We start from the raw sequence: 4,815 nt of genomic DNA on the forward strand, positions 1-4,815 counted from the left end.
AAATTTCGCAGTAAAGGTATACTATTATAAAGTTTCGCTTAATGGGGCATGAGTAGAAACCTTGCCAATTTCCTTTGAGAGGTTCCCCAACAGTTAACGGGTTGTCGATAATCATATCGACTTTTTTTTGTACTTGTTTTTTTATTGACGAATGCTTCTTGAGGCTTTTAAGGAATGCGGCTTCAAATTTAATATCCATCAGTTACCAAAAACCTCATCATAGGAATGCCACTCAGCGGTTCCCTTTTGGAGTTTAGCCTGGGCCTCTTTCATCGCACTGTTGAAGGCAGGGTGCGAAAGAATCTTTTCTGTGCTTTCGCCTTCAATCTTTCTTTTTAAGGTCAACAAATATTGGGTGACCATGTCGGCAACGGAAATTCTGTTTTCTGCAGCAAAGACTTTTGCGAAGTCAGCAAGATCCTGATCAAGGCTGATGTTTAGACGGGTTTTATTCATGGTTGACCTCTATTTTAGTATTTCTTGTTCCTAGTTTACGCATTGTGGAAACGATAGTCAAGTGTCCAGGGGGGTGCTGTGGTTAAATGGTGATTTGGTTGGTGAACTGAGAATACTAATAAAGATAAACGCCCGGATCGGGAAATGATTTTTGGCGTTTTTTGTTTGTTTGGGGTGTAGGTTTATTGGCCACGGAAACACACTGAAAAACACAGAATTTTTTGTTTGTAGATGTGCAGGCTGCTATTTGAAAATGCTCTTCAACGTCGATGGTTAGGTAATTGGTTAGTTGGTTCATTGGGTTTGTTCTATTGACTTATCGGCATTCTCGGCAATTATGTTTGGAATTTCATATTCGATTTTACCATTTATCCATATCGGTATTTTGTAATTATTTTTTCTGGCGTCTTCGGCAACTTTTTCGGCGGCTCTTCTTAAGGCTTTTATGCCGAGAAGAGCATACTTATTGTGTTTTTTCATGCCGATGGATCCTTCTCTTCGAGAATTGTTGGAATTTTGTTAGAGGTATCAAGAACTATCCAAGAGTCTGCTAATTGTTTGGTGACAAGGATACAATCACGGGTGAGAGCACATGAGGCGATGATAAGATCAAAATCATCATGCCGGGTTCCTTTTGCTTCCAATCCGCTTTTCAGGCGGGCAAAAATTTTAGCACTGTCAGGTGTTGCGTGAATGATGTTTATGCCACTTTCCAGCGCGCGAATCTTAGCTAGATTTGCATCGACTTGTTGAGATTTATATGCACCATAGTTGGCCATATGTCAATGGTTGAAATGGGTTTATAACTTTTACACCAGTTATTGATTGGCCAGAATTAAAATCTTCACTGAACAGGGTTTTGCATTTTGAGATATTGGCGGCAGCGATGATTAATGCGTCCCAATATGAAATCATGTTATCGTGTTGGATGTCGAGGGCTGTTTTGACGTGAAAATAGTCAATGGCCTGGATGGGAATAATTTTTAGTATTTCAATTTCCTCTTGAACTTGTTCAAAAGAGAGAGGAAGTCTAATTTTTTTCGTTACGGTTACATGTTGGTGCCTGTCGATAAATACAAGTATTTGGCCAGAGTTTTTAGGCGTCAGTAGTGTCCGGTTAGTTAATTGCAGTAACTATTTTGCTACAAATGGCCTTAATAAGTACGCAAGCAAAAGTGGATGCAAGTAATCCACCGCCGTCATCCCGGTATGTTGTTAGCCGGGATCCAGGAAATCCCCCAGGGCACTTATGGATCGGAGTCGGAGTTTATGCCCCTGTCGTTGAGGGTGCTACCTCCGGTTTAGAGCATACCGGACGAACAAAAAAAGATTGCGCAAGATTGTAACCGGAACTACTGCCGGGATGTAGTTAACCGGAGTCCTTTTTTAGAGTTATACGATATATTTTGAGATTTGCTGGGTGTTTTTAACGGAGACTCCGGCGTCTACAGCAAATTTTCTCCAACTGGAAATGCTTGTTGATACCTCGTCGAGTATCTGATTTGCCTGAAGAGGCGGACGATATCTTCATGATTTTTCGTTAGAATACTTGTGGCTTTGAAAAGATCGGAATAATCACAACTTGGAATACGGAAATCAGTATGGATGAGGTTTCCAAAGGAATGAACATGTCGGCGGCGATTATTTTTTTCACGGTCAAAACGTTTGACACCGAAAAAACGATCGTTATTGGCAGCTTCAAAAAGGTGTGTTCTCGGCATCTCCAGCCCCGCAGAACGGGCCATTGAAGAGTATGCATATTCAGTAGGGCCTGCATCTTTCTGGTCTTCCCGGGCAGAAAATTTAACTATCCAGTGTTCAAAATCATTCGGCAGGTCCTTTTCTCCAGAAATAATCTCGTTTGTAGTTGGGTTATAGCCAACCAGTACCTTGTGGAATATACGTCGAGTTCTCGTGTCGTATCAGCCACCTTAAATTCGTCCTCTTTTGGGGATGGTTATACTGGTTTGGGTTTTTAGCTCTGCCATGGTAGTTGCTTCAGGCTGCATTTTACTGGGATAGTGGCTTATATGTTGTCCAATATGTTGAAATTAAAAATTCCTATACAATTGGTTTTTGGGATGCGTGTATTGTTGGTGCTGCAGAAATGGTAAAATGCGATGTCGTATCCTATCCGAAGATTTGAACACAGGTCAGTTTTATTCCGGGATTGTGATGGAAAATCCTCTCTTGTAGTGTCTGGGTTTGTTTTATCTTTCTCGGCCTTCACGAATGATATCTACAATTTCATTGGATGAAATTGTAGAATTGATAGATGGCACATCTAAGGGAGAAGTGGCTATTTTTTCAGGTGTAAGGGCAAAGGTTCTACCATCTTTTCTACGAATAAGAACCTTCCCTGTGTTTTCAGCCTGTACAAGAATAACGGCAAGTTTTTGTCGTGCTTCTGAGTATGTATATACTTGCATTTTAAACCTCCATTGTTTGTACGTTTAAACTTTTAGCAGCCATAATCAACTTACGGTCTAACGATAATAAAGGCGCTTTTTGTCTGATCGCACAATCAATAAAATAAGCATCATAGGCGTACATGTTTGTTTGTTTTGAAATTGTTACAGAATTAACAAAATCTGGTTTGATATATCTCAAAGGTATACTTTCAAATATTGCCAAACCATTTTGGGCGTTATCCAACGTAAGCCGTTGGCGCTTGAACATGGCCGAAAAAGCGTTACCTATTTCCCACGGGATAGAACCCGGACCGATTAATGTGTTTCCCGTTGTTAACTCAATGATTTTATTTCGTTCTGGTTCGTCAACAATTACCGCAATTAATGCTGATGTATCAATCACAATGTCCACAGTATACCCTCTTTGTTGTAAATTATAGACAATTGTACAACCCCAATCGTATATTGTCAAATCATGAGTTTGCATCATGAGATGGGTGGGCATCGTCTTTTGTGCCCACGCTTTTTTTCTTAGGTTTGCCAGTTGTCAGCATTATTTTTGAAACTCCTTCAAACTTACGACCATCTTTAATGTTGCCGGAAATCTTTATCTCATACTCCTTTCCCGCTTGCCTGTCGGGGAGTGAAAGCATGGTCTCATGTTTATTAAATTTCATTAACATAACCGGGTTTGTTTTACTGTAAGTGATCCCTGCCTTTTTCCACCACGAGTTTAAAGAGTTAAACTCGCCCGCCAGGTAATCATCAGGCCCAGCCAAAACAACAACCTCTTTTTGCTTGCCGCCTTTTGATGGCCAGGGGACAATAGCAACCTGTTCATTGAGCCGAATCGTGTCGCTCATAATCTCAGCTACCGAAATCAGACCACCATTACTATCGGCAATACTTTGCAGTACGCAGACGATTGTCTCTTTTTCAGCCTGCCCCGTTGAACCCTTGCCGGAGGCTATCCGGTCTTTAACCATACCCAATTCTATTTCCCATTGGTTGGGATACAACATGACTGAAAATGGCGAGATCTGTTCTGGAGGTTCAACCACATCAAAATATTGTTCCATTTCTGAATCATCTCGATATTGAACTGTCGATTTCCATAGACCATTTTCTTTATCGAGCATAGTTGGCCCCTTAAGTAGTTGTCCGCCTTCAGTTTGCGTCTCAACAATAAGTAAAACGCCGTCTTTATAGTCTTTCTTATCAACAATAAAGGTAATATCTCCATCCTCAACAGTATCAAAGATACGAAGGAGATCCATATTAATTTGAGCGAACATGTCTTTGTAAAAAGCAACCGAATCGCTTGTGAGAGTTTCAAAAAACCAAGCTAGGTCCTGTTTCTGCTGGGCTGAACAGAGTGATATAAAGGCATTTTCTGGAGTCAGATAATCAGCTTTAGACTTTTCAATATTCAATATTTTATATGGATATTGGATTTCACCAGAAACCTTACAGGGCAGAATGGCGAAAAGTAAACTAAATAAACAGATGTGGATTACATACAGGTAAATACGAAAATTAATTTTACCGATCATCGTTTGCATCATTACGAGTCCATGAATTAGCTATAGGGATGGAAGCAAACCACGTGGGCACAGACTACGTGCCCACCCTACACTTTTTTGCAGTTATCGGAAAGGAGGGTGGGGCATGAATACGGCGGGGACGTTTTACTACGACGAAGATTGGCCAAGGACAAACCCGTTTTACCGAGTCATTTCGTGTGTTTCAACGGCCAATAACAATTAGTCTGTAGGGTGGGCATCGTCTTTTGTGCCCACGCGTTTTTTCTTAGGTTTGCCTGTTGTCAGCATTATTTTTGAAACTCCTTCAAACTTACGACCATCTTTAATGTTGCCCGAAATCTTTATCTCATAATCCTTTCCCGCTTGCCTGTCGGGGAGTGAAAGCATGGTCTCATGTTTATTAA

The 4,815-nt window shown here is 40.8% G+C and carries 9 protein-coding genes; all 9 read right to left on the bottom strand.

Features of this window, described 5'->3' with window-relative positions; translation table 11 throughout:
- A partial coding sequence (locus tag HQK80_15500; protein MBF0223598.1) for a type II toxin-antitoxin system mRNA interferase toxin, RelE/StbE family occupies positions 1–199 on the bottom strand: 199 nt, incomplete at its 3' end.
- Positions 199–456 carry a hypothetical protein gene (locus HQK80_15505; GenBank protein MBF0223599.1) on the bottom strand — a complete coding sequence of 86 codons (258 nt, stop codon included), beginning with the start codon at positions 454–456 and terminating at the stop codon, positions 199–201. The genes HQK80_15500 and HQK80_15505, both read right to left, overlap by 1 nt.
- Positions 457–750: 294 nt before the next feature.
- Positions 751–936: a hypothetical protein gene (locus HQK80_15510; GenBank protein MBF0223600.1), complete on the bottom strand. Its 186-nt coding sequence runs from the start codon at positions 934–936 to the stop codon at positions 751–753.
- Entirely contained in the window at positions 933–1,235 is a 303-nt protein-coding gene (locus HQK80_15515) for a hypothetical protein (GenBank protein MBF0223601.1), read from the bottom strand. The genes HQK80_15510 and HQK80_15515 overlap by 4 nt, the downstream gene beginning before the upstream one ends.
- Before the next feature lie 666 nt (positions 1,236–1,901).
- A complete protein-coding gene (locus tag HQK80_15520; protein MBF0223602.1) occupies positions 1,902–2,357 on the bottom strand; it encodes a HipA domain-containing protein in 456 nt (151 codons plus the stop codon).
- A gap of 309 nt (positions 2,358–2,666) precedes the next feature.
- Positions 2,667–2,885, bottom strand: coding sequence for a type II toxin-antitoxin system Phd/YefM family antitoxin (locus tag HQK80_15525; protein MBF0223603.1), 219 nt, complete (start codon positions 2,883–2,885; stop codon positions 2,667–2,669).
- Position 2,886: 1 nt separating this feature from the next.
- Positions 2,887–3,279, bottom strand: coding sequence for a type II toxin-antitoxin system VapC family toxin (locus HQK80_15530; protein ID MBF0223604.1), 393 nt, complete (start codon positions 3,277–3,279; stop codon positions 2,887–2,889).
- Between the two features lie 61 nt (positions 3,280–3,340).
- The gene (locus tag HQK80_15535; GenBank protein ID MBF0223605.1) at positions 3,341–4,432 is read right to left on the bottom strand and encodes a hypothetical protein; all 1,092 of its coding nucleotides are present in this window, start codon (positions 4,430–4,432) and stop codon (positions 3,341–3,343) included.
- Between the two features lie 198 nt (positions 4,433–4,630).
- On the bottom strand, positions 4,631–4,798 hold the full coding sequence (locus HQK80_15540) for a hypothetical protein (protein MBF0223606.1): 168 nt from the start codon (positions 4,796–4,798) through the stop codon (positions 4,631–4,633).
- Positions 4,799–4,815: the final 17 nt, after the last annotated feature.

Source organism: Desulfobulbaceae bacterium (assembly GCA_015231515.1).
GTDB lineage: Bacteria > Desulfobacterota > Desulfobulbia > Desulfobulbales > VMSU01 > JADGBM01.